The organism is Candidatus Competibacteraceae bacterium (assembly GCA_016699715.1).
GTDB lineage: Bacteria > Pseudomonadota > Gammaproteobacteria > Competibacterales > Competibacteraceae > Competibacter.
This window is the reverse complement of the sequence record CP065007.1, coordinates 2,201,200-2,224,441: the sequence shown is the minus strand read 5'-3', so window position 1 is coordinate 2,224,441 and position 23,242 is coordinate 2,201,200. Positions and strand designations below refer to the sequence as shown.

Genomic DNA, 23,242 nt, shown 5'->3' with positions numbered 1-23,242 from the left:
CCAAATTAGACACGAAGGATGGGATCGCCATATTCTTTATTAAACGGAAGAAGTTGCGCCACCAGCGGCCGCAGGCTGGCGCCGAACCGCTCCAGCACCCACGGGCGACGGTAGCGGTACACCTTGATCTGGCCCGCCAGTTCTGCACACCGGCGAAACAGCGTGGTTCGGTCGCCAACCCACTGCGCCACCTCAGGGCGATAGATCGCACTTGCCACGGCCTGAAATGCGGCCATCCCATTGACGGCGACCAGACTGGGCGATTCATCGTCATCCGCCCGCTCCAAGAGCACCAAGGCGCACAAGCGTTGCGGCTCATGCTCAAAACCACGCTCCAGCCGCAAGTGAAATTTATTGGCGCGTATCAGATCGGGGATCAATTCGCACGAATCAATCTCGAAATGAGTCAGTGCGTCCTGCCACAGCTTCAAGCGGGGTGGGCCGGGATGGAACAGCGGTTGACCTGACTCATCCGGCTCGATCACTCCGACATCATCGCTCAGCAACGGCCAGTCAAAATGATAATGCAAGGCCGCCGCCAGGGTGGATTTGCCGGCCCCCGATTCCCCGGTAAACGCCCAGACGCCACCGGGAGTCGCGACCGCGCTGACGTGCAGGGGCAAACTGTGGCGCTGGTGCAGCAAGGTTCCCAGGGCCGTGCCCAGCAGGTACAGCCGGACATCGCCGGGGGCGGCGTCAGGAACGGGATCGATCAGAATCCGCCGGCCCTGTTCGATGCGGTAGCGGGCGATGTTTGCAATATTGATCTGGCATCGATCGCCAGCCACCTGCAGATAGGCGTCGCCGGCCGTTGCCCCCGCCAAGGTTTCGGGCAGCGTCGCCAAACTAATCGTAGCCGGCATCTCCGACGCGGCGCTGGCCATCCGAAGTTCAGGCAGTTCGATCTCCGACGCCACATGGAGGCCGTAGGTCTGATAGAAATATCGTGGCGTCATGGGTGAAGTTTTAAGACCAATAGTTCGGACAGTTTTTGAGGAGGGTAAGGTCGGAGGGTAGCCGCACCGGGTCGATGGTGGGTAGGGTGGAGTTGCGAACAACCACCGACCCGATGGAGGACCCGATGCGACTACTGGACAGTGTACTGGCGACTTTGAAGGTGAGCCAACTCCTTCAGCGGGTTCTGCGTGAAGTGCTGATGCCCAAGCCACAGCACTTCAATCGCTCTCTTCACCTTCCCGCCTTATCCGGAAAGGTGGCTTACAGTGGTTTGAGCCCAGTGCCGTCCGGTGGTCGGGCAGGGAACCGGAAATGACAACGGCCTCCCAGGATCGCCGGGAGGCCGCGTCAGGGGGAAAGCTTGGGGGAGAACCAGCGACGGGATGGCTCAGCGGGTCACCTGCGCTGGCTGCAGGTAGCAAATCGGCGATTGCCGTTCGTCGTTGAAGGTCACCTCTTCCCAGGCGGCGCTTTCGGCCAGCAGCGCGCGCAGCAACCGGTTATTCAGCGCGTGCCCGGATTTGTAACCGGTAAAGGCACCGATCAGGCTGCGGCCCAGCAGATACAAGTCGCCGATGGCGTCCAGAATCTTGTGCTTGACGAACTCATCCTCGTAACGCAAACCATCTTCGTTAAGGATACGGTAATCGTCCACCACGATGGCGTTGTCCAGCGTGCCGCCCAGCGCCAGCCGCCGCTCGCGCAGATACTCCAGATCGCGCATGAACCCAAAGGTGCGCGCCCGACTGACTTCCTTCACGAACGAGGTGGTGGAGAAATCCACTACGGCGTGCTGGTTGCGGCCCTTGAACAACGGATGGTCGAAAGCGATGGTGAACTCGACCTTGAAACCATCGAAGGGGTCGAAGCGCGCCCATTTATCGCCCTCCTCAACCACCACCGGCCGCTTGATGCGGATGAAGCGCTTGGGTGCGTTCTGCTCCTGGATGCCCGCCGACTGGATCAGGAAAACAAAGGGACCGGCGCTGCCGTCCATGATCGGCACTTCGGCGGCACTGACATCCACATAGGCGTTGTCGATGCCCAAACCCGCGAATGCCGACAGCAGATGCTCGACCGTGGCAATGCGGGCCTTGTCCTTGACCAGCGAAGTAGACAGTTGGGTATCGCCGACATTACCGGGGCAAGCCTTGATCTCGATCGGTTCGGGCAGGTCGACCCGCCGGAACACAATGCCAGCATCGGGCGCCGCGGGCCGCAACGTCAAATAGACCTTATCGCCGGTATGCAGGCCGACGCCGGTCGCCCGAATGACATTCTTCAAGGTTCGTTGCCTAATCACGTTAGGTCCCCCAATACATCGATTGAACTGGAGCATGGCATGACAGCCGGAGTGGGCGCGGATCGCGCATCCAATGCTCCGCCGATGGGTCCATCGACACCACCGGCCATCGCCGCCAACATGCACTACGGTAAAGATACCGCAACTCGTAGCGATCTTGCAACTTTTGTTTCCAAATCGCAACTATCCTTGTTGTTAAGTTGCGAAAGACCGCGCTCCAGCACTCAGAATCGACAAGCTTCGGCCAAAACCGCCGCCAAGCAGGCTACTGGGTGGCGGTCCGGCACTCGGGGGCCACAAATCCGCGTTTCACTCAATCGGCTTGCCGACGTAGAAAGGCGGGGATATCCAGATAATCCAGATGATCGGCATCAATCCGCCCGCCCTCGCTCAGACCGTCGCCGACCGCTTTCTGTCGGCTGGCGGGCCGATCATGACGAGAAGAATGCGGGTCGCCATCCCCCATCCGCTGCACCAGCTTGAAGGGTGGAATCGCCGACTCCCGCTCGCGGGAACCGCTGACCTGCTTGGACGGAACGCCCTGGCCGATACCCGTGGCGACAATGGTGACCCGTAGTTCGTTATGCATCTCTGGATCGACCGCCATGCCGACCACCACGTTGGCATCCTCGGAAGCCAACTCCTTGATGGTGTTGCCCACCTCGTCGAACTCGCCAATGGTCACATCCATGCCCGAGGTGATATTGACCAGCAGACCCTTGGCGCCGGCCAGGTTGACGTTCTCCAACAAGGGGCTGGCGATCGCCGCCTCGGCCGCTTCGCGGGCGCGGCCGTCGCCGACCGCCCGGCCGGTGCCCATCATGGCCATGCCCATCTCGGACATGACGGTGCGCACATCGGCAAAATCCACGTTGATCATGCCCGGCCGGGTGATCAATTCGGCGATGCCCTGCACCGCGCCCAGCAACACATCGTTTGCCGCCTTGAACGCGTCGAGCAGGCTGGCGCTCTTGCCCAGAACCGTCAGCAACTTCTCGTTGGGGATGGTAATGAGCGAGTCCACGGTCTCGCTCAGTTCGCGGATCCCCTGCATGGCCACTTCCATGCGCCTCTTACCCTCGAAGGGAAAGGGCTTGGTCACCACCGCCACGGTCAGCACGCCCATCTCCCGGGCCAGTTGCGCCACCACCGGCGCGGCTCCGGTGCCGGTGCCACCGCCCATGCCGGCGGTGATGAACACCATGTCGGCTCCTTGCAGCACCTCTTTAATCCGCTCGCAGTCTTCCTGCGCGGCCTGTCGGCCGACCTCCGGGTTGGCACCCGCGCCCAAACCCTTGGTGATATTGACGCCCATCTGCAAAGTCACCGGTACCGAGCAGGACTTGAGTGCCTGCGCGTCGGTATTGGCGCAGATAAAATCCACCCCTTCGATGTTGGCGCTCAGCATGTGATGTACGGCATTGCTGCCGCCACCACCGACTCCAATCACCTTAATCACGGCGCTTTCCGACTTGGTTTCCATCAGTTCAAACATAACGGCATCTCCTCGATCAATGGTTTTCGACCCAGCAAGCAGTGACCAAACAACCTAGAAATTTCCCTGAAACCAGTTTTTCATGCGGGTCCACAGCCCCTTGTGGCCCACTCGCGATGTCGGACCCAGGCGGGTCAGCCGGCGGTTCTCATTACCGAACAGCAACAACCCCACCGCCGTGGAGTAAATAGGGTTGCAAAGCACATCCTCCAGACCGGTCACGTCATGCGGCAGGCCCAAGCGCACCGGCATATGAAAGACTTCCTCGGCGAGTTCCACGACGCCTTCCATCCTGGAGCTGCCACCGCTCAGCACCACACCGGCGGCGATCAGGTTCTCGAAACCGCTGCGTTGCAGTTCTTCCCGAGCCAGCTCGAAAAATTCCTCGTAGCGCGGCTCGACCACTTCGGCCAGGGCGCGACGCGACAGGGTCCGCGCCGCCCGATCGCCGACACTGGCCACATCGATCTGCTGCTCGGGTCGCGTCAGCTGCTTGAGGCAACAGGCATGTCCGAGCTTGATGTCCTCGGCCGACTGGGTCGGCGTGCGGAACGCGACGGCGATATCGTTGGTGACCTGATCGCCGGCGATCGGAATCACGCTGGTGTGGCTGATCGCGCCGTGGGTGAACACCGCCAGGTCGGTGGTGCCACCACCGATATCGATCAGGCAGACGCCCAGTTCCTTTTCGTCCGGGTTCAGCACCGCCCGGCTGGAAGCCATCTGCTGCAGGATGACGTCGTCCACCTCCAAGCCGCAGCGCTGCACGCACTTGACGATATTCTGGGCGGCGCTGACCGCGCCGGTGACGATATGCACTCGCGCCTCCAGCCGCACTCCGGACATGCCGACCGGGTCCTGGATGCCTTCCTGACCGTCGATAATGAACTCCTGCGGCAGGATATGCAGGATCTTCTGGTCGGCCGGAATCGCCACCACCCGCGCGGCTTCCATCACTCGATCGACGTCTTCCGGCGTGGCCTCCTGGTTCTTGATGGCCGTCACGCCGTGCGAATTGAGCCCGCGGATGTGGCTACCGGAAATGCCGGTATAGACCGAATGAATCTGGCAACCCGCCATTCGTTCGGCTTCGTCCACCGCATGCTGGATCGAACGCACGGTCGACTCGATGTTGACGACCACGCCTTTCTTCAGGCCCCGCGAGGGATGCGTGCCGATGCCGACCACCTCGATGGCCCCATCCAGGCCGACTTCGCCGACGATGACCACCACTTTCGAGGTGCCGATATCGAGTCCGACAATCAAATTCTTGTCTTCTTTCCTGGACATATCCTGGTCCTCTCACACAATGATCTAGCCCGCCGTCGGATTCGGTGATCCGGTCTTCCAACGCACGGCGAAGCCATTGACATAACGCAAATCCACCACCGCGATCCGCTCGGCCTGGGCGGCCAGTAGGCGCGGATAAACCCGCGCCAGCCGCTGTAACCGCCGTTCGAATTGCTCGCGCCCCATATACACCTCCAGACCGGAGTCGAAGGTCAACCACCAGGCCCGCCGTTCGTCCTGCACCAGCTTCACCAGCTTCAGTCCGACCGGGTCTAGCAGGGCACGTACCTGTTGGTAGGTCCCGATCAAGTCCTTTTCATGCCCGTCCGGCCCGGTCAGCCGCGGCCAGGGGCCCGGTTGACGAATCTCCGCCGGTTGGAATCGGTGACCATTCACGTCCACCATTTCCCGCTCGCCCCAGTATCCGAAGGCGATGCGCTCGCGCAGTGCGATTTCGATGGTGTCGGGCCATCCGCGTCGCACCGCGATTTCCTCAACCCAGGGATTGGTCGCCAACGCCGCGTGCAAGGCGTCCAGATCGGCGTTGAAAAAGTTCTGACCCAGATAGTCGCGCACGACAGGTTGCAAATCCTCCTCGGCCAGGTTGCGCAGCTCGCCCTCGATACGGACCTGGCGTAACGGAAACGCGCCGGGTTCACGCAATTTCTCGTTCGCGAACCGCGCGCCGAAACCCACCGCCGCCAGTACCAACGCCACGCCCAGCCAGCGCAACGGCAACTTCAAAGCCCCTTTCCACGCCCCTGGGGAAACCGGAGATTTGCGCCTGAGCGCTGTCGCGCCCCGGCGGCGCTGGCGACGTCCGAACCGCATCCCGCCTCCCACTCAGTCCAGCCGCGCCAGACTGGTCTCCAAAATCCGCCAGACCAAATCCTCGAAATCGAGTCCGGCCACCCGCGCCGCCATGGGGACCAAGCTGTGATCGGTCATGCCGGGTACGGTGTTGACTTCCAACAACCAGGGTTGACCCTCGGCATCCACCATCACATCGACCCGACCCCAGCCGGTACCGTCCACCGCGGCGAAAGCCTGCCGCACCAAGGCTTGCAATTCCGCTTCCCGCGGTTCGGGCAGGCCGCAGGGACAGAGATAGCGGGTGTCGTTGGCGTGGTACTTGGCCTCGTAGTCGTAGAAAGCGCGGGGCGTTTCCAACCGGATCAGCGGCAATGCCTCGTCGCCCAGCAGCGCGCCGGTGTACTCCTGGCCTTGAATCCACGGCTCCACCAGTACCAGCGAATCGCAGGCGGCGGCCTGTTCCCAGGCGGCCTGGAACTGCTCCGGGGCATCGACCCGGCTAATACCGATGCTGGAGCCCTCGCGAGCCGGCTTCACCGCCAGCGGCAAACCCAGCTCCCGCGCGGCATCCGCCAGTTCCGCCACGCTCTCCGCCAACCGCCAGGGCGGCGTTGGCAGGCCCGCGCCTTGCCAGACCTGCTTGGTGCGCAGCTTGTCCATCCCCAGCGCCGAAGCCAGTACGCCGCTACCGGTATAAGGTAGGCCCAGAATCTCTAACGCCCCCTGAATGACGCCATCCTCGCCACCACGTCCGTGCAGGACGATAAAAACCCGGTCGAAACCGCCGTCGGACAACACCCGCAAGATCTCGCGGTCGGCGTCGATACCGTGGGCGTCCACGCCGCGCGCCCGCAGCGCCGCCAGCACCGCCTGACCACTTCTAAGGGACACCGCCCGCTCCGCCGACCAGCCGCCCATCAGCACCGCGACCTTGCCAAACTCCGCCGGTCCGCTCGCCGTCCGTTGTTGTATCTGTTGCATCCGCGCCCTCCACATTTAAGGTGGTTTAAGGTGGCTCGTGATGGGTGGTCGGTACCGACCCCTGAACCCTGATCCTGAACCCTAAACCGGCAGACCGTCGCGACCCAGTTGCGCCGCCATGGCCCCGATATCGCCGGCTCCCATCATTAGCAGCAGGTCGCCGTCGCCCAGCAGGCCGGGGAGTACCGCCGGCAAATCGGCGGTTTGTTCGACGAAGACCGGATCGACCTTGCCGCGCACCCGGATCGCCCGGCTCAGGCCGCGGCCATCGGCGCCGGCGATCGGTTTTTCCCCGGCGGGATACACGTCCAACAGAATCAGCGTATCCACCCCGGACAGCACCTGGGCGAAATCGTCGAACAGATCGCGGGTACGGCTGAAGCGATGCGGCTGAAAGGCCAGCACCAGCCGCCGTTGCGGCCAGGCGCCACGCACCGCTTCCAGCACCGCCTGAATCTCCCTCGGATGGTGACCGTAATCGTCCATCAGCGTCACGCACCCGCCACCGGGCAAGGCCAGTTCGCCGTGCTGCTGGAAACGCCGACCAATGCCCTGGAAATTCAGTAGCGCGCGGCGGATGGCGGTTTCCGCCACTCCGAGTTCACGGGCCACCGCAATCGCCGCCAGCGCGTTCAACACGCTATGCCGGCCCGGCAGGTTCAAAGTGACCGGCAGCGGCGCGCTCAGGCCGGGCAGGTGCGCCAGGAAGCGGGTGCGCAATCCTTCCTGCACGATATCGCTGGCGCGGGCGTCGCAATCCTCGCCGGTACCGTAGGTCAGGGCCGGTCGACTCAACCGCGGCAGGATCGAGCGCACCTGCGGATCGTCGGCGCACAACACCGCCAGTCCGTAAAACGGCAGGTGGTGCAGGAACTCGACGAAGGCTTCACACAACCGCTCGAAATCGCCGCCGTAGGTGGCCAAGTGATCGGCGTCGATATTGGTCACCACCGCCAGCATCGGCTGCAAGAACAGGAACGAAGCGTCGCTTTCGTCGGCCTCGGCCACCAGGTAGCGGCCAGCACCGAGCCGGGCGTTGGCTCCAGCGCTGTTCAGCCGCCCCCCGATCACGAAGGTCGGGTCCAGCCCACCCTCGGCCAGCAGACTGGTGATCAGGCTGGTGGTGGTGGTCTTGCCGTGGGTTCCGGCCACGGCGATGCCGTAGCGGAAACGCATCAGTTCGGCCAGCATCTCGGCGCGCGGCACCACCGGGATGCGCGCCGCCCGCGCCGCCATCACCTCGGGGTTGTCCTCGGCCACCGCACTGGAGATCACCACTGCGTCGCAACCCGCGATATGCGCGGCGGCATGGCCCTGGTGGATGGTCGCGCCCAAGCGTTCCAAGCGCGCGGTGACCGTACTGACGCGCAGGTCGGAACCGGACACGTCGTAACCCAGATTCAACAGCACCTCGGCGATACCGCTCATGCCGGCCCCGCCGATGCCCACGAAGTGAATGTGACGGATCCGGCGCATGTCGCGCCACGCTTCGGGAATGTTCATCAATGCCGGGTTTTCCATGTCTTCGACTCTCGTTGTATTTTTCAGGAGCACGTCCGCTCCAGACAAGCTTGCGCCACCTGCTCGGCGGCTTGCGTTTTGGCCAAGCGCCGCGCCGCCTCGGCCATGGCCAGCAGGCGCCGGCGATCGCCCAGCAACTCGCGCAACAACGCCGCCAGACCTTCGGGGCTCAATTCCGCCTGCTGGACCACTTGCGCCGCGCCACCTTGTTCCAGAAACCGGGCATTGGCGGTCTGATGGTCGTCCACCGCAAAGGGAAACGGCACCAGGATCGCGCCGATGCCAGCCGCCGCCAGTTCAGCCACGGTCAGCGCCCCGGCGCGGCACAACACCAGATCGGCCCAATCGTAGGCCGCGGCCATATCTTCAATGAACGGGGTGAGTCGAGCCGTCACTCCAGCCGCCTGGTACGCTCCCACCGCCGCCTCGTGCAGCTGACCGCCGGCCTGATGCCAGATTTCCGGTCGCCCCGCGCCGTCCCATAACGCCAAGGCTTGCGGCACTAATTGATTCAGCGCCAAGGCTCCCTGGCTGCCGCCCAGCACCAGCAACCGGGGTGGGCCGACGCGCCCGGCGAAGCGCTCGGTCGGCGGCGACAGGGTGGCAATGGATTCCCGCACCGGATTGCCGACGCTCAGGGCGTGCCGCGCCGACGGAAACGTACCTGGAAACGCCTCCAACACTTGATTGGCAAAACGCGCCAGCCAGGTGTTGGTCAAACCGGCGACGGCGTTTTGCTCATGCACCACCAGGGGGATGCCCAACGCGCGCGCCGCCAGCCCGCCCGGTCCGCTGGCGAAGCCACCCATGCCCAACACCACCGGCGGCCGCAGCCGCCGCAGAATGGCACCGGCCTGCCACAAAGCTCGCCCGAGCATGAACGGCAGCGCCAGCAAGCGACGCACACCCTTGCCACGCAAACCGGCCACGCCGATCCATTCGATCGGAATGCCGGCCTTGGGCACCAGCACCGCCTCCAGACCTTGCCGGGTCCCCATCCAGGCCACCGGCACGCCGCGCGCGCGCAGCCGCTCGGCCACCGCCAAGGCTGGAAACACATGGCCGCCGGTACCGCCGGCCATGATCAGCACCGGCCGTGCGCCATTCATTCCTTGCATATCCTCATGGCCCGGATCTCCACATCGATTCGCAGCAACAGCGCCAGCGCCATGCACATCACCACCACGCTGCTGCCACCGTAGCTCATCAGCGGCAGAGTCAGTCCCTTGGTCGGCAACACTCCCATATTCACTCCCATGTTGAACAATGCCTGAATGCCGAACCACAGACCGATGCCGTAGGCCAGATAGGCCGAAAACGGCATGTCCAACCGCTCGGCCCGCCGCGCGATCGCGAAGGCGCGCCAGACCAGGATCATGAACAACGCCAGCACCGTCAGGATACCGGCCAACCCCAACTCCTCGGCCAGCACCGCGAACAGGAAATCGGTGTGGGCCTCCGGCAGATAGAACAGCTTCTGCACGCTACCTCCCAGGCCGACGCCGAATAGCTCGCCGCGACCGATGGCGATCAGTGATTGCACCAACTGGAAGCCACCGCCGAAGGGATCTTCCCAAGGATTGACAAAGCTGAACAAGCGCTCACGGCGGTAGGGCGAAGACAGTATCAACACCGCCATGGCCGCCGTGGTCCCCATCTGCAGCGCGCCGAACTGCCAGAGGTTGACGCCGGCCAGGAACACCATGCCCAGCGCGGTTACCATCAACACCACCACGCTGCCGAAGTCCGGCTCCAACAACAGCAGCACCGCCAACACCGCCAACACCGCCATCGGTCTCAGCAGCGCCAGCACCGAGGTTCGAAGATCGCCGGTCCGCAAGTCCACGCCATGTCGTTTGAGATAATCGGCGACATAGATCAGGACCAATAACTTGGCTATTTCCGAAACCTGGATATTGATGGGTCCAACGGCAATCCAGCGCATGCTACCGTTGACCTCCCGACCGACACCCGGCACCAGCACCAATACCAGCAGACCCATCGCCACCAACAAGAGCAGCGGACCCGCTTGGCGCCAACGCGTCAACGGAACCTGCAAGACCACACCGGCCGCCAATAGCCCGATCACGACAAACGCACTCTGCCGGATCAGGAAATAGAACGGCTGACCCATCTTGGCCTCGGCAAGCGGTATCGAAGCCGAAGTCACCATAAGCAAGCCCAGCGTCAGCAGCAGCACGGTCGCAACCAGCACCCAGGGATCGGGAAACAGCAGAGCGGACCGGCTCTCGCCGGCGCGCGGTTGCCTGTCCCCTTCCCTGATCTTGTCATCGATGGTGGTGCTTAGCATTCGGTCAACCTCCGCACCGCCGCCGTGAAGACCGCGCCGCGCTCTTCGTAGCCGCTGAACATGTCGAAGCTGGCGCAGGCCGGCGACAACAAAACGCTATCACCCGGCTGAGCCAATTGCGCCGCCCGTACCACGGCCTGACTCATATCGATCGTTGGGTGGACCGGTACGCTGTCGCCCAACACGGCGGCGATCAACGGCGCATCGCGGCCGATCAGCACCACCGCTCGCGCCTTGTCGATCAGCGCCGCGCGCAACGGCGCAAAATCCTGACCCTTGCCATCGCCGCCGGCGATCAACACCACCGGCCCCGGCAAGCCGCGCACCGCCGCCACCGTCGCGCCGACGTTGGTCCCCTTGGAATCGTCGAACCAGCGTACTCCGGCCTGTTCCAGCACCAGCGTGGTGCGATGCGCCAACCCAGTGAACTCTCGCAGCGCCACCAGCATCGCTGCCCGTCGCAGGCCAAGCGCATGCCCCATGGCCAGCGCCGCCAGCGCGTTGGCCAGATTGTGATCGCCGCCGATCTTCAATTCCGAAGCCGCGATCCAACGCTCCCGACCCCGCGCCAGCCAGGTTTCGCCACCATCCCGCAGCAGGCCGAACCCGCTCTCATCCGGCTCGTCCAGGGTAAAGCGCAGCACGCGCCGACCCGGTTCGGCCATCGCCATGACCACCGGATCGTCGGCGTTCAGCACCATGACGCCGTCGCCGTGAAAGACCCGGCGCTTGGCGGCGATGTAATCGTCCAGGGTCGGGTAGCGGTCCATGTGGTCGGGGCTGATATTCAACACCGTCGCCACCCGCGCGTTCAGGTCATGGGTGGTTTCCAACTGGAAGCTGGACAGCTCCAGCACGTACAGTTCAGGGGGGAGACCCATCTCCGCTGCCCGGCCGTGTTCCTGTCCCGCTTCGTCCCGCAGCCACAGATCCAACGCCGGCGTGCCCAGATTGCCGCCGACCGCCGCTCGAATGCCGGCCCGTTCGGTCATCGCCCCCAACAGGGTCGTCACCGTGCTCTTGCCGTTGGAACCGGTGATGGCCGCCACCGGCGCTCGCGTCAGTCGCGCCAACAGTTCGATGTCGCCCCAGACCGGCACGCCCCGCGCCGCCGCCGCCGCGATGACCGGGGTCGAGACCGCCACCCCCGGACTGACCAACAACCGGGCCGCGCCGGCGAACGCCGTCGGCTCGAAACCACCCAGATGGCAGGGCACATCCGGAAACTCTTCGCGCAAGGCCACCAGCCCCGGCGGCTCGGCTCGGGTGTCGGTCACGGCGACCGTCGCGCCCAGCGCCTTCAGCGCCCGCACGGCGGACAGCCCGCTCTTGCCCAATCCGACCACCAACGTGGTTCCCGCCAATCGCAGCATCCGCGCCTTATCTCCTAACGGACTTTCAGGGTTGCCAGACCGATCAGCACCAGGATGATGGTGATGATCCAGAAACGAACGATCACTCGCGGCTCCGGCCAACCCTTGAGTTCGAAATGATGATGCAGCGGCGCCATGCGAAAGATCCGCCGGCCAGTCAGCTTGAACGAGGCCACCTGCAGAATCACCGACACCGTTTCCATCACGAACACCCCGCCCATCACGAACAGCACCAGCTCCTGGCGTACCGCCACGGCAACGACGCCCAGCGCGGCGCCCAAGGCCAACGCGCCGACATCGCCCATGAACACTTGGGCCGGGTAGGCGTTGAACCAGAGAAAACCGAGGCCGGCACCGACCATCGCGCCGCAGAACACCATGACCTCCCCCACGCCCGGCACATGCGGAATGCCGAGGTAATCGGCGAAGATGCGATTACCCGAGGCATAACAGAACACCGCCAGGGCGCCGGCCACCATGGCGGTCGGCACGATCGCCAGCCCGTCCAGGCCATCGGTCAGATTGACGGCGTTGCTGGCGCCAACGACGACGAAGTAGGTCAGCGGCACGAACAGCCAGCCCAAGTGCAGGGCCACGTTTTTGAAAAACGGCACGATGAGCTGGGTTTCCATCGCCGACTGGGCGGTGAAATACAGCAGCAACGCCGCCGTCAGTCCGGCGCAGGACTGCCAGAAATATTTGGTCCGCGCCGACAAGCCCTTGGAGTTGCGCAGAACCAGTTTCTTGTAGTCGTCCATCCAACCGATGGCCCCAAAAGCCAGCGTCGTCAGCAGCACGATCCAGACGTAGCGATTGCGCAGGTCGGCCCACAGCAGGGTAGCGATGGCGATGGCGACCAGGATCAAGGCGCCACCCATGGTCGGGGTACCCGCCTTGGAAAAATGGCTCTGTGGGCCATCCTCGCGGATCTGTTGGCCGATCTGATAACGGCTCAGCCGACGGATCATGCCCGGACCCACGACCAGGGAAATAAGTAGCGCGGTAAGAACGCCCAGGATCCCCCGCAACGTCAGATACTGGAAGACATTGAAGCCTGTGTAGAGATATTCGGTCAGCCACTCGGCCAGCAACACCAGCATCAGGACTGCCTCTCTGGGTTCATGCTCGTTTTCTCGGGCTCAATTAGGGTCGCCACCACTCGCTCCATCCGCATGCCACGTGAGCCTTTGATCAAGATCGTTGGTGGCTCGGCATTGTGCGTGAGGTCGCGGTGCAGTGCTTCAATCAGCGATTCCATATCAGCGAAATGCCGACCACTCTCCCCAAACGCCGCCGCCGCCGCCCGGCTGTGTTCGCCCAAGGCGTACAGCCGCTCGAATCCCGCGGTCCTGGCCTCCCGGCCGGACTGTGCGTGCAATGCCTCAGCCACCGGCCCCAGTTCGCGCATGTCGCCCAGCACCAGCCACTTGCGCTCCGGTCCGGCGCCAACGGTGTGCAGCGCCGCCGCCAGCGAGGCTGGATTGGCGTTATAGGCGTCGTGAATCACCGTGCCGCCGTGCTGGCCGCGCAGCCGCTGCAGCCGCCCGCCAACATCGCGCAGGGACTCCAAGCCCCGCTGGATATCGTCCAGGGTCGCGCCCACCGCCAGCGCGCCCGCCGCCGCCGCCAGCGCGTTGCGGATATTGTGTCGGCCGGGCAGCGGCAGGCGAACCTCCGTCTCCCCGACGGGGAGGATCAAGCGGAAACGATGGGTGGCCGCGTCCAAAATCCGCGCGCCGACCGCCGCCGGCCGATCCAAGCCGAAATCGACGACTCGTCGGCCTGGATTCAGCCCGATCCAATCGTCGGCGTAGGGATCGTCGCGGTTGACGATGGCGACCCCAGCCGCGCTCAGTCCCTGGAAAATCTCGCCCTTGGCGCGCGCCACGCCGGCCACGTCGCCGAATCCTTCCAGATGGCAGGGACCGGCATTGTTGATAATGGCCACATCCGGCCGCGCCAGCCCGGTCAGATAGGCGATCTCGCCATGATGGTTGGCGCCCATCTCGATCACCGCGTAGCCATGCGCCGCGTTCAAGCGCAACAGGGTCAGCGGCATGCCGATATCGTTGTTAAGGTTGCCCTCGGTGGCCAGGGTCGGCCCACGCCGTCGCAGGATGGCGGCCAGCATTTCCTTGAGCGTGGTCTTGCCGTTGCTACCGGTCAGCGCGATCAGGGGGCCGGTGAAACGTGCCCGCCAACTCGCCGCCAGCCGGCCCAGCGCCAGCCGGGTATCGACCACCCGTAACTGTGGCAATGGATCGGCCACCCAGCGGCTGACCAGCGCCGCCTGGGCACCTCGCTGACGGGCGGCGGCGATGAAATCGTGACCGTCGAAATTCGGCCCGCTTAACGCCACGAACAACGCATCCGCCGGCAGGCGGCGGCTGTCGGTGCCGACCGCCGCAAAAACCGCATCGGCGCCAGGCGACATTTCAGCCTCCAACAATCGAGCGGCTTCGCGCAGGCTCAGGGGGGAAAGGGGAGTGCTCATCTATGCGGTTTCCGCCTGACCGACTGACGACAGGCACTCGCCTGCCACGTTGCGATCGCTGAAGGGTCGTTTTTCGGTGCCGACGATCTGGTGCTCCTCATGGCCCTTGCCGGCGATCAGCACGATGTCGCCGGGCGCGGCTTCGGCCAGGGTGTGGGCGATGGCGGTCCGCCGGTCGCGGATCACCACCGCCGCCGCGGGATGGCGCATCCCGGCCAGAATGTCGCGCACGATGCGTTGCGGGTCCTCGCCGCGCGGATTATCGTCGGTGATCGTTACCCGGTCGGCCCAACGCTCGGCCGCCGCGCCCATCAGCGGCCGTTTACCGGCATCGCGGTCGCCGCCGCAGCCGAACACGCACCATAAGCGCCCGCCGCCGTGCTCGCGTAGGGCACGCAAAGCCTGCTCCAGGGCGTGGGGAGTGTGGGCGTAATCGATCACCGCCAGCGGCTGGTTCGGTCCACCGGCCAGCCGTTCCATCCGTCCCGGCACCGTCGCGGTTCGCGCCAACCGTGCCAATGCCTCGGTCAAAGGTAGATCCAGCGCCAGCAGGGTCGCCAAGGCAGCCAATAGATTGCTGGCGTTGAACCGGCCCAGCACGCCGGCCGACAGCTCGCCGTCGCCCCAGGAGGAGCGGATTCGCAGCCGTAGTCCCATCGAGGTCAGCGTCAAATCCTCGCCCCAAACGAAGCGATCCGAACGCGTCGGACGCTCGCCCAGACCGTAAGCGATCACTTCGGTCTGGGCGTACGGTTCGGCGGCGAGGGCGCGACCGAAGGCATCGTCCAGATTCAGCACCGCCCGGCCGGGTCGGTGGTCGCGGAACAACCGGCGCTTGGCCGCCGCGTAGGCTTCCGGCGTACCGTGGTAATCCAGATGATCGCGGGTCAGATTGGTTAGCCCCGCGACCGCGAATTCGACGCCGTTCACCCGCCCCTGATCCAGGGCGTGCGAGGACACTTCCATGACGGCGTAACGCCGGTCGGCGGCGACCAGTTGGGCTAGCCAGCCTTGCACGGCCAGCGGGTCCGGCGTGGTGTGCGGCGAGGGTGCGGTCCGACCGTATTCGCCGACGCCCAAGGTGCCGAGAATGCCGCACGGTCCGTGCTCCGCATCGCTCAACGCCTGGGCGATAAAGTGGGCGCAGGAGGTTTTGCCGTCGGTGCCGGTGATGCCGATCACCCGCAACCGCTCGGACGGCACGCCGTAAAAACGGCTGGCGATCAGCCCCATGCGCTGGCGCAATTCCGGTACCATCAACAAGGGTGGAGCGCCCACGCCGACCAACGGCACACCCGCATGGGGCGGTTCCCAAACCACCGCCAGCGCTCCCGCCGCGCGCACCGCATCGATGAACTCCAGACCATGTCGGCATCCGCCGCGCACCGCGAAAAACAGATCGCCAGTCCGAACCGCGCGACTGTCGCTCGCCAGCCCGCTAACCGGCCGATCGGCCAGAGGCGCCGGCACCTCGGCAAAGCCCGCCAGCAGTGAACCCAGGTCAGACCGCGCCAAGCCGCTCATGGCCGCTTCTCCAGCGCCGGCGCGACATCGGCGATTTTCATGCTGGGCAGGTCGTCCGGCGTGATGTTCAGAATCCGCAACACCTCGCCCATGGTTTTGCCGAACACCGGCGCCGCCACCGTGCCGCCGTAATAAGCCTTGCCTTTCGGCTCGTCGATGATGATCGCCATCACCAGTCGGGGATTGCTGGCCGGCACCATGCCGGCGAACAGGGAAAAATAGCGGTTGTGGGCATAGCGACCGTTGATGATCTTATGCACCGTGCCAGTCTTGCCCGCCACCCGATAGCCGGGCACACTGGCTTTGAATCCAGTTCCCTTTCGACTCACGGCCTCTTCCATCATTGCCCGTACTTGTTGCACCGCCCGCGCCGACAGCACTCGCTGCTCGTCGGCCGGATCGAGTGGCCGTTCGCGCTTGAGGAGGGTCAGTGGTCGCCGAATGCCATCCGCCGCGAGCACGACATACGCTTGGGCCAACTGCAACATGTTGACCGAAAAACCGTATCCGAAGGCATGGTTGGCGTGGCCGATTTCGCCCCCCCACTTGCTGAAATGGCGCAATACGCCGGATTGCTCGCCGATCAGACCGACCTCGGTCGGCGCCCCGAAACCGATCTCTCTATACACTTTCCACAAACGCTCGGCCGGCAAGGACAAGGCGATCTTGCTGGTACCGACATTGCTGGATTTGCTGAGCACATGCGTCACATCGATCAAGCCGTAGTTATGCACGTCACGCACCCGGTTGCGGCCCACCTTGAGCCAACCCGGCGCGGTATTCACCCGCGTGTGGGGTGTCCAACGCCCGCTTTCCAGTGCCATGGCGATCGTGAAGGGCTTCACGGTCGAGCCGGGTTCATAAACATCGGTGATCGTCCGGTTGCGCAATAAATTGCTTTTCAGCTCGGCGCGATTGTTCGGATTGCCCGCCGGCTGATCCACCATGGCCAGGATCTCGCCGGTCAGCGCGTCCACGATCACCGCCGCGCCGGCGCTGGCCTTGTTCTCATGCACCGCCGTCTTGAGCGCGCGGTAGGCGAAGTATTGCAGCCGCCGGTCGATGCTCAACACTACGGGTTGCCCCGCCTGCGGTACCCGAATACTTTCCACATCCTCGACGATCTGGCCCAGTCGATCCTTGATGACCCGCTTGCTGCCGGGGATGCCACGCAACTGGGTATCGAAGCTTTTTTCCAACCCTTCCTGACCGAAATCGTCGATGTCGGTGAAACCCAGCAGGTGTGAAGTCACCTCGGCATCCGGGTAGTAACGACGGTATTCGCGCCGCGAGTACACGCCGGGAACCCCAAGCTGAAGAATCCGCTGGGCCACGCTCGGGGCCAGATGCCGGCGCAGATAAACGAACTGACGAGTTTCGGGCACCGCCAGTTTTTGCTCCAACTCCGCCATCGTCAGCCCGAGCAGCGACGCGAGCGCCGGCCAGCGATGGCGCTGTTGCTTCAATTCCGTCGGCTGCGCCCAGATCGAATCCACCGGCGAGCTGACCGCCAGCGGTTCGCCGTTGCGATCGAGGATCATCCCACGGTGCGCCGGTACCTCGACCACTCGCAGGAAACGTTCGTCGCCCTGCCCCTGCAGGAAATCGGTATGAACCAGTTGCAGGTAAGCCGCGCGCGCCACCATGCCCCCCGCCGCCACGCACAGCAGGCTCAGCACCAACCCCCGGCGAGTCATGGCGCGCAGTGCCTGCACCGCGCGCGGCAGCACGCCCGTGGGGTTTTTCCTGTTTCTGGATAGGGTGTTACCGAACATTGGATTCATGAGGAGTAATGTAAAGGACCTCACCCGGATCCGGGATCAGCATGTCCAAACGCTTCCGTGCCGTCTGCTCGATCACGGCGTCCGTGACCAGGGTGCTTTGTTCCAGTTGCAGCAATTCCCATTCAACTTCGAGATCGTCTCGCTGCGCCTGCAGTTTCTGGAGATCGATGAAAAGCTGCCGGTTGGCGTGTTGGGTGTAAACCACGCCCACGCCGGAGCTGAGCACGGTGGTGATCAGCAACGCCACCAGCAGGACCCGGTTTTTCATGCCAATCGCTCCGCCGCCCGCAGCAATGCGCTGCGTGCCCGCGGATTGGCGGCAATCTCCGCGCCACCAGGCCGCACCGCTCGCCCAAGCAGTCGCAAGGTCATCCCCGCCGGACCCCCTACCACCGGTAGATCCAGAGGCAGTTCCCGGCCGCGCGCCTGTTCCCGCATAAACTGCTTGACCACCCGATCCTCCAGGGAGTGAAAACTGATGACCACCAGCCGACCACCGGGCACCAGCATGCGCACCGCCTGTGGCAACACCGCCCGCAACTCGCGCAGCTCATCGTTGACCGCGATCCGAATGGCTTGGAAAGTACGGGTGGCGGGATGCTTGCCCGGTTCGCGGGTAGGAACGGTCGCGGCGACGATGGCGGCCAATTGCTTGGTGGTGGCGACGGGCGATTGCCGCCACGCGGCGACAATCGCGCGCGCCACCCGCCGATAAAAACGCTCCTCGCCGTATTCCATCAGCACCCGCCCCAGATCGACTTCGTCGATCCGATCCAGCCATTCGGCCGCGCTGCTTCCCACCGTCGGGTCCATGCGCATATCCAGCGGACCGTCCTGATTGAAGCTGAAACCGCGGGCCGGATCGTCCAACTGCGGCGACGACACCCCCAAATCCAGCAAAATCCCGTCAACCTGGCCAGACCATCCCCACCCGGCAACCACCTCGCTCAAGCGACCGAACGCCGCCCGCACGAAGGTAAAGCGAGCATCGCCGCCGAAACGCTCGGCCGCGCAGCGCGCCGCCGCGGGGTCTCGATCAAGCGCCAGCACCCGCCCTTCCGGCCCAAGCGCCGCCAGCAAAGCCGCCGTGTGCCCACCCCGACCAAACGTGGCATCCACGTAACGACCGTTCGGATGAAGGTGCAGAGCAGCCAGCGCCTCGCTCAACAGGACCGGCTGGTGTGATAACAGAGCGGTGCTCATCATGACGTGCTAGAACGCCAGCGTATCCAGATCGGGCAACGGCTCAGCGGCCTGATCTTCCTCTTCGGCCAACAGCGACTCGCGCCATGCATACCAGGATGGTTCGTTCCAGATTTCGAATTTATTTCCCTGCCCCACCAGTACCACTCGCTTCTCCAGGTTCGCAAACTCGCGCAAGGGGGCTGGCAACAGGATCCGGCCGCTGGCATCCAGGCAACATTCTTCGGCATGTCCCAACAATAATCGTTTGAGGGCTCTGGTCCGCTGGTTGGTGCTGGAAAGTTGAATCAGCTTCCGCTCGACCTCTTCCCAAACCGGGAGCGGATACAACAACAGGCAACGGTCGCGATCGATGGTCAGCACCAATTGCCCAGCCGCCGCTTCCAGCAGGCTCTGGCGGTACTTGACCGGCAACGACAACCGCCCCTTGCCATCCAGTGATAACGGATTGATACCACGGAACAACGCCGCACCCCTTGGGACCGAACCAATCCCACACCCCACATTCTCCCACTTTCCGCCACCAGACTATAGGAAGGTCCAGCTGGCGCTGTCAAGAAAAGCTAACGCACAGCTTTTTTAAAAATTCACGCAAAAACAACATATTGCTATTTCAACAAAAAAATTATTTAAATAATTTCGATTTAAATAGGGGGGGTTGGCGCCTCCCCGGACAAGGCAACGAGCACGGCATGTTCCCGCATCTTGTTAAAGTCGTGGCAAGCGGGTACTTTGCGCCTTGGCCTACTTTCCACCGAGCAATGCCAACCACGAACATGTCCGACCGCGACTGCCTGCAACGCTTTCTTTTCGAAACCCTGCCGATCCGCGGCGAAATCGTGCGGCTTGACGCTACATGGCGGACGGTGCTGGAACGCCGTGCCTACCCGTTAGCGGTCCGCCAAGTACTGGGCGAGGCCGTCGCCGCCGCCGCTCTGCTATCGGCGACCATCAAATTCGATGGTCTGCTGACTCTGCAGATCCAGGCGCGCGGACCACTACGCTTGCTGGTGGTGCAAGTCGCCGCCGACCATACCCTGCGCGGACTGGCCCGCTGGAACGGCGAACCGGAACCGGCTCCGCTACACGCGCTGTGCGGCGACGGCACACTCGTCCTGACCCTTGACGCCGGCTCGGCTAAAGATCCCTATCAAAGCGTGATCGATCTGCGCGGCAATACCCTGACGGAAACCCTGGAGCACTATTTCGCGCATTCCGAGCAGTTGCCCACCCGGGTCTGGCTGGCCACCGACGAGCAAAGCGCCGCTGGCCTGCTATTGCAGCAACTACCCGGCAACGACGCCGAACCGGATGCTTGGCGACGTCTGAATATGCTGGCCGATACCCTGCAACCCACCGAACTGCTGCGACTGGACGTTTCCACGCTGCTGCGTCGGCTGTTCCATGAAGAGGATGTCCGGGTGTTTGCCCCACGAAGCCTCCGCTACCGTTGCAACTGCTCGCGGGAACGCACCGCCGGCATGCTGAGCGCGCTGGGTGAGAGCGAACTCCGTCAAGCGCTGGCCGATGAGCGCACGCTGCAAGTGGACTGCGAGTTTTGCGGCCATCGTTACGCCTTTGACCCACTCGACATCGCCGGCTTGTTCGCGGCCACCGGCCCCGCTCCCTCCGTCGTTCGCCACTGAATCCATGCGTATCCTGTTCGATCTGTTTCTGGATATTTGCCTGTTCCGTAAAGGCCCGCGGGACGTACCGGCCTCCATGGCGCTGCTGAAAATGTGTTTGCTGGCTTATGGCGCATCCGGCCTGCTGGTGCTCGCTCTCAGCGTGCCGGTGCAGGTGGCGCTCCTGCAAATACTGCTGGACATGGTGCTGCTGGCCGGCTTGCTGTACCTGATGCTGATCCTGTACCGACGCCCCGGCCGCTTCGAACAAACCCTGGCCGCTCTGACCGGCTCCGGCACCCTGATGGGGCTGCTGGCGCTGCCGCCGATGCTCTGGATCGTGCGCCAGGGACCGCAAGGCGACAACCAGTTTCCCACGCTACTGATGCTGGCGTTGATGGCCTGGAGCATCGCCATCATGGCCCACATCCTGCGCCACGCCTTCAATACCCCGGTCTGGACCGGCGCGCTCTACGCCCTGGGCTATACCTTTCTATCCTGGACGCTCACCGGCTGGATTGGCTGAGGCACTCCAACCCTGCACCGTCTTGCACCCGTGGCCGGGTCGGACGGGGAGATTCCCCCATGCACATTCATATTCTCGGCATTTGCGGCACGTTCATGGCTGGCGTCGCCCTGCTGGCCCGCGCGGCGGGGCATACCGTGTCCGGTTGCGACGCCGGCGTCTATCCGCCGATGAGCACCCAACTGGCCGAGGCCGGTATTGCCCTGCGGGAAGGCTACGATCCCGACCAGCTCGCCGAATTCCAGCCGGACAGGGTGGTGGTCGGCAACGTGATGAGTCGGGGCCGGCCGATTATCGAGGAACTGCTGAATCGCGGTCTGCCCTACACCTCCGGCCCGGCCTGGCTGGCGGATCATGTGCTGCGCGGGCGCCACGTATTGGCGGTGGCCGGCACTCACGGTAAAACGTCCACCAGCAGTTTGCTGGCCTGGATTCTGGAGTACGCCGGTCTGGAACCCGGTTTTCTGATCGGCGGCATTCCGGCCAATTTCGGCTTGTCGGCGCGCTTGGGCCGCGCGCCATTTTTCGTGGTGGAGGCCGATGAGTACGACACGGCGTTTTTCGATAAACGCTCCAAGTTCGTCCACTACCAGCCGCGCACCCTGATTCTGAATAACCTGGAATTCGACCACGCCGACATCTTCCCCGATCTGGCGGCGATTCAGCGCCAGTTCCATCACCTGCTGCGGATCGTGCCGGGCAGCGGCCTGGTCGTCGCCAATGGACAGGATGCGAATCTGGCCGAGGTACTGGCGATGGGCTGCTGGACCCCGGTGGAACGCTTCGGCACCGGCGATTGGGAAGCGCGGGCGATCACTCCCGATGGCAGCGCTTTCGACGTATACCACCAGGGATCGCCGCAAGGTCGGGTGGAATGGCCGCAACTGGGACTGCACAACGTCCACAACGCCCTCGCCGCCCTTGCCGCCGCCCGTCATGCCGGCGTGCCGGTGGCGACGGCTCTCGCCGCGCTGGCGGATTTTCAGGGCGTCAAGCGGCGGCTGGAAACGCGCGGCGCGGTCAATGGCGTGACGGTCTACGACGATTTCGCCCATCACCCCACCGCGATTGCGACCACGCTGGCGGGGTTGCGCGCCCGGATCGGCAACCAGCCGATTATCGCCGTGCTGGAGCCGCGCTCCAACACCATGAAGCTGGGCGTGTTCAAGGACAGTCTGGCGCCGGCCCTGGCGCTGGCCGATGCGGTGGTACTGTATCAGGCGCCCGATCTCGGCTGGGATCTGGGCGCGGTCGCGGCGGCGCTCGGCCCGCGCGGTCAGGTCTGCCATACGCTGGACGATACTCTCGCCGCCATCCACGCCCGGACCCAACCGGGCACACAGGTGCTGATCATGAGCAACGGTGGTTTCGGCGGGATTCACGAACGGCTGCTTCAGAAGCTGCGCGTGGCCACCGATGTCTGATCGCCCCATCATCCTCGGCATGACCGGCGCGTCCGGCGCCGATTATGGGCTGCGTCTGCTGCAATGCCTGCTGGAAGCGGGTCACCCGGTACAACTGCTAATCTCGAAAGCGGCCCAGATCGTGATCCACATGGAAACCGAACTGCGCCTGCCTGGCCGGCCGCGCGACATCCAGCGGGTACTGCTCGAACAGTACCGCTGCGACCCCGATCAGCTACGGGTGTTCGGCCAGGACGAATGGACCGCGCCGCCCGCCAGCGGCTCGGCGCGGGCGCGGGCGATGGTGGTCTGCCCCTGCACCACCGGCGCATTGGCCGCCATCGCCAACGGCAACAGCGACAACCTGCTGGAACGGGCCGCCGACGTCACGCTCAAGGAAGGGCGCAAGCTGATTCTGGCGCTGCGGGAAACGCCGCTTTCGGTCATCCACCTGGAAAATATGCTGCGGCTGGCCCGCGCCGGCGCGATCATCCTGCCGACCAATCCCGGTTTTTACTACCGGCCGACCGCAGTGGCGGAACTGGTGGATTTCATCGTGGCCAGAATCCTCGACCAACTGGATATTCCCCACACTCTGCTGCCGCGCTGGGGCGAACCACCGGAACCGAGCTAAGCGAT

The 23,242-nt window shown here is 64.1% G+C and carries 21 protein-coding genes; 4 read left to right on the top strand and 17 right to left on the bottom strand.

What is annotated here, in order from left to right:
* Window positions 1-5: 5 nt before the first annotated feature.
* From IPM89_09975 to mraZ, 17 genes are all read right to left on the bottom strand, one after another.
* Complete coding sequence (locus IPM89_09975) at window positions 6-956, bottom strand: hypothetical protein (GenBank protein QQS53239.1); 951 nt, start codon at window positions 954-956, stop codon at window positions 6-8.
* Window positions 957-1,345: 389 nt separating this feature from the next.
* A complete protein-coding gene (locus IPM89_09970) occupies window positions 1,346-2,260 on the bottom strand; it encodes a UDP-3-O-acyl-N-acetylglucosamine deacetylase (GenBank protein ID QQS53238.1) in 915 nt (304 codons plus the stop codon).
* 313 nt (window positions 2,261-2,573) lie between these two features.
* Complete coding sequence (gene ftsZ, locus IPM89_09965; GenBank protein QQS53237.1) at window positions 2,574-3,755, bottom strand: cell division protein FtsZ; 1,182 nt, start codon at window positions 3,753-3,755, stop codon at window positions 2,574-2,576.
* 54 nt (window positions 3,756-3,809) lie between these two features.
* Complete coding sequence (ftsA, locus tag IPM89_09960; GenBank protein ID QQS53236.1) at window positions 3,810-5,045, bottom strand: cell division protein FtsA; 1,236 nt, start codon at window positions 5,043-5,045, stop codon at window positions 3,810-3,812.
* A gap of 24 nt (window positions 5,046-5,069) precedes the next feature.
* Window positions 5,070-5,789: a cell division protein FtsQ/DivIB gene (locus tag IPM89_09955; protein QQS53235.1), complete on the bottom strand. Its 720-nt coding sequence runs from the start codon at window positions 5,787-5,789 to the stop codon at window positions 5,070-5,072.
* Between the two features lie 99 nt (window positions 5,790-5,888).
* Window positions 5,889-6,839: a D-alanine--D-alanine ligase gene (locus IPM89_09950; GenBank protein ID QQS53234.1), complete on the bottom strand. Its 951-nt coding sequence runs from the start codon at window positions 6,837-6,839 to the stop codon at window positions 5,889-5,891.
* 81 nt (window positions 6,840-6,920) lie between these two features.
* Window positions 6,921-8,342: a UDP-N-acetylmuramate--L-alanine ligase gene (murC, locus tag IPM89_09945; protein QQS53233.1), complete on the bottom strand. Its 1,422-nt coding sequence runs from the start codon at window positions 8,340-8,342 to the stop codon at window positions 6,921-6,923.
* A 41-nt stretch (window positions 8,343-8,383) separates the two neighbouring features.
* Window positions 8,384-9,469, bottom strand: coding sequence for an undecaprenyldiphospho-muramoylpentapeptide beta-N-acetylglucosaminyltransferase (gene murG / locus IPM89_09940; protein ID QQS53232.1), 1,086 nt, complete (start codon window positions 9,467-9,469; stop codon window positions 8,384-8,386).
* Entirely contained in the window at window positions 9,466-10,671 is a 1,206-nt protein-coding gene (gene ftsW / locus IPM89_09935; GenBank protein ID QQS53231.1) for a putative lipid II flippase FtsW, read from the bottom strand. Before ftsW ends, murG begins: the two co-directional genes overlap by 4 nt.
* Window positions 10,665-12,044 (bottom strand): UDP-N-acetylmuramoyl-L-alanine--D-glutamate ligase, encoded by a 1,380-nt coding sequence (locus tag IPM89_09930; protein ID QQS53230.1) that lies wholly within the window; start codon window positions 12,042-12,044, stop codon window positions 10,665-10,667. Before IPM89_09930 ends, ftsW begins: the two co-directional genes overlap by 7 nt.
* Window positions 12,045-12,058: 14 nt before the next feature.
* Window positions 12,059-13,144 (bottom strand): phospho-N-acetylmuramoyl-pentapeptide-transferase, encoded by a 1,086-nt coding sequence (locus tag IPM89_09925; protein ID QQS53229.1) that lies wholly within the window; start codon window positions 13,142-13,144, stop codon window positions 12,059-12,061.
* Window positions 13,144-14,538: a UDP-N-acetylmuramoyl-tripeptide--D-alanyl-D-alanine ligase gene (locus IPM89_09920; protein ID QQS53228.1), complete on the bottom strand. Its 1,395-nt coding sequence runs from the start codon at window positions 14,536-14,538 to the stop codon at window positions 13,144-13,146. The genes IPM89_09925 and IPM89_09920 overlap by 1 nt, the downstream gene beginning before the upstream one ends.
* Window positions 14,539-16,062, bottom strand: a complete 1,524-nt coding sequence (locus IPM89_09915; GenBank protein ID QQS53227.1) for a UDP-N-acetylmuramoyl-L-alanyl-D-glutamate--2,6-diaminopimelate ligase — start codon at window positions 16,060-16,062, stop codon at window positions 14,539-14,541.
* Window positions 16,059-17,759, bottom strand: a complete 1,701-nt coding sequence (locus IPM89_09910) for a penicillin-binding protein 2 (GenBank protein ID QQS55865.1) — start codon at window positions 17,757-17,759, stop codon at window positions 16,059-16,061. Before IPM89_09910 ends, IPM89_09915 begins: the two co-directional genes overlap by 4 nt.
* A 67-nt stretch (window positions 17,760-17,826) precedes the next feature.
* The gene (gene ftsL, locus IPM89_09905) at window positions 17,827-18,114 is read right to left on the bottom strand and encodes a cell division protein FtsL (protein ID QQS53226.1); all 288 of its coding nucleotides are present in this window, start codon (window positions 18,112-18,114) and stop codon (window positions 17,827-17,829) included.
* Complete coding sequence (rsmH, locus tag IPM89_09900) at window positions 18,111-19,049, bottom strand: 16S rRNA (cytosine(1402)-N(4))-methyltransferase RsmH (protein QQS55864.1); 939 nt, start codon at window positions 19,047-19,049, stop codon at window positions 18,111-18,113. The genes ftsL and rsmH overlap by 4 nt, the downstream gene beginning before the upstream one ends.
* Before the next feature lie 9 nt (window positions 19,050-19,058).
* Complete coding sequence (mraZ, locus tag IPM89_09895; protein ID QQS53225.1) at window positions 19,059-19,514, bottom strand: division/cell wall cluster transcriptional repressor MraZ; 456 nt, start codon at window positions 19,512-19,514, stop codon at window positions 19,059-19,061.
* Between the two features lie 311 nt (window positions 19,515-19,825).
* Between mraZ and hslO the strand changes: the two genes are divergently transcribed.
* Genes hslO through IPM89_09875 form a run of 4 tightly spaced genes read left to right on the top strand, consistent with a single transcriptional unit; the run spans window position 19,826 to window position 23,237 of the window.
* Entirely contained in the window at window positions 19,826-20,695 is an 870-nt protein-coding gene (gene hslO / locus IPM89_09890; protein ID QQS53224.1) for an Hsp33 family molecular chaperone HslO, read from the top strand.
* Window positions 20,696-20,699: 4 nt separating this feature from the next.
* Entirely contained in the window at window positions 20,700-21,200 is a 501-nt protein-coding gene (locus IPM89_09885; GenBank protein QQS53223.1) for a hypothetical protein, read from the top strand.
* 59 nt (window positions 21,201-21,259) lie between these two features.
* Window positions 21,260-22,624 carry a UDP-N-acetylmuramate:L-alanyl-gamma-D-glutamyl-meso-diaminopimelate ligase gene (gene mpl / locus IPM89_09880; GenBank protein ID QQS53222.1) on the top strand — a complete coding sequence of 455 codons (1,365 nt, stop codon included), beginning with the start codon at window positions 21,260-21,262 and terminating at the stop codon, window positions 22,622-22,624.
* Window positions 22,617-23,237 (top strand): UbiX family flavin prenyltransferase, encoded by a 621-nt coding sequence (locus tag IPM89_09875; protein ID QQS53221.1) that lies wholly within the window; start codon window positions 22,617-22,619, stop codon window positions 23,235-23,237. The genes mpl and IPM89_09875 overlap by 8 nt, the downstream gene beginning before the upstream one ends.
* Window positions 23,238-23,242: the final 5 nt, after the last annotated feature.

What these genes read in the sequence shown, in the direction of transcription:
- IPM89_09975 (QQS53239.1), bottom strand. Translation starts at nt 956, where the DNA reads ATGACGCCACGATATTTCTATCAGACCTACGGCCTCCATGTGGCGTCG.
- ftsZ (QQS53237.1), bottom strand. Translation starts at nt 3,755, where the DNA reads ATGTTTGAACTGATGGAAACCAAGTCGGAAAGCGCCGTGATTAAGGTG.
- ftsA (QQS53236.1), bottom strand. Translation starts at nt 5,045, where the DNA reads ATGTCCAGGAAAGAAGACAAGAATTTGATTGTCGGACTCGATATCGGC.
- IPM89_09950 (QQS53234.1), bottom strand. Translation starts at nt 6,839, where the DNA reads ATGCAACAGATACAACAACGGACGGCGAGCGGACCGGCGGAGTTTGGC.
- murC (QQS53233.1), bottom strand. Translation starts at nt 8,342, where the DNA reads ATGAACATTCCCGAAGCGTGGCGCGACATGCGCCGGATCCGTCACATT.
- murG (QQS53232.1), bottom strand. Translation starts at nt 9,469, where the DNA reads ATGAATGGCGCACGGCCGGTGCTGATCATGGCCGGCGGTACCGGCGGC.
- ftsW (QQS53231.1), bottom strand. Translation starts at nt 10,671, where the DNA reads ATGCTAAGCACCACCATCGATGACAAGATCAGGGAAGGGGACAGGCAA.
- IPM89_09930 (QQS53230.1), bottom strand. Translation starts at nt 12,044, where the DNA reads ATGCTGCGATTGGCGGGAACCACGTTGGTGGTCGGATTGGGCAAGAGC.
- IPM89_09925 (QQS53229.1), bottom strand. Translation starts at nt 13,144, where the DNA reads ATGCTGGTGTTGCTGGCCGAGTGGCTGACCGAATATCTCTACACAGGC.
- IPM89_09920 (QQS53228.1), bottom strand. Translation starts at nt 14,538, where the DNA reads ATGAGCACTCCCCTTTCCCCCCTGAGCCTGCGCGAAGCCGCTCGATTG.
- IPM89_09915 (QQS53227.1), bottom strand. Translation starts at nt 16,062, where the DNA reads ATGAGCGGCTTGGCGCGGTCTGACCTGGGTTCACTGCTGGCGGGCTTT.
- IPM89_09910 (QQS55865.1), bottom strand. Translation starts at nt 17,759, where the DNA reads ATGACTCGCCGGGGGTTGGTGCTGAGCCTGCTGTGCGTGGCGGCGGGG.
- ftsL (QQS53226.1), bottom strand. Translation starts at nt 18,114, where the DNA reads ATGAAAAACCGGGTCCTGCTGGTGGCGTTGCTGATCACCACCGTGCTC.
- rsmH (QQS55864.1), bottom strand. Translation starts at nt 19,049, where the DNA reads ATGAGCACCGCTCTGTTATCACACCAGCCGGTCCTGTTGAGCGAGGCG.
- hslO (QQS53224.1), top strand. Translation starts at nt 19,826, where the DNA reads ATGTCCGACCGCGACTGCCTGCAACGCTTTCTTTTCGAAACCCTGCCG.
- IPM89_09885 (QQS53223.1), top strand. Translation starts at nt 20,700, where the DNA reads ATGCGTATCCTGTTCGATCTGTTTCTGGATATTTGCCTGTTCCGTAAA.
- mpl (QQS53222.1), top strand. Translation starts at nt 21,260, where the DNA reads ATGCACATTCATATTCTCGGCATTTGCGGCACGTTCATGGCTGGCGTC.
- IPM89_09875 (QQS53221.1), top strand. Translation starts at nt 22,617, where the DNA reads ATGTCTGATCGCCCCATCATCCTCGGCATGACCGGCGCGTCCGGCGCC.